General features: G+C 62.3%; 1 protein-coding gene. It reads left to right on the top strand.

Features of this window, described 5'->3' with window-relative positions; genetic code table 11:
- Nucleotides 1-506, top strand: a 506-nt coding sequence (locus AC27IO_RS25355; RefSeq protein WP_498741362.1) for an EF-Tu/IF-2/RF-3 family GTPase, incomplete at both ends; no start/stop codon positions are given.

The raw sequence follows: 506 nt of genomic DNA, 5'->3' as shown, positions 1-506 counted from the left end.
GCACATCCTGCTGGCCCGCCAAGTGGGCGTGCCTTACATCATCGTGTTCCTGAACAAGTGCGACATGGTCGATGACGAAGAGCTGCTCGAACTCGTCGAAATGGAAGTGCGCGAACTCCTGGACAAGTACAACTTCCCAGGCGACGACACCCCCATCATCCGCGGTTCCGCCAAGCTCGCCCTGGAAGGCGACAAGGGCGCCCTGGGTGAAGAAGCCATCATGAAGCTGGCCGAAGCCCTGGACTCGTACATCCCCACGCCCGAGCGCGCTGTGGACGGCGCATTCCTGATGCCCGTGGAAGACGTGTTCTCGATCTCCGGTCGCGGCACCGTGGTGACGGGCCGTATCGAGCGCGGCATCATCAAGGTCGGCGAAGAAATCGAAATCGTCGGTATCCGCGACACGCAAAAGACCACCTGCACCGGCGTGGAAATGTTCCGCAAGCTGCTGGACCAAGGCCAGGCTGGCGACAACGTCGGCCTGCTGCTGCGCGGTACCAAGCGCG

The sequence above is a fragment of the Acidovorax sp. KNOB132 genome (genome assembly GCF_057541515.1).
The sequence above is the reverse complement of the archived record's forward strand: the minus strand, read 5'-3'. Positions and strand labels throughout refer to the sequence as shown.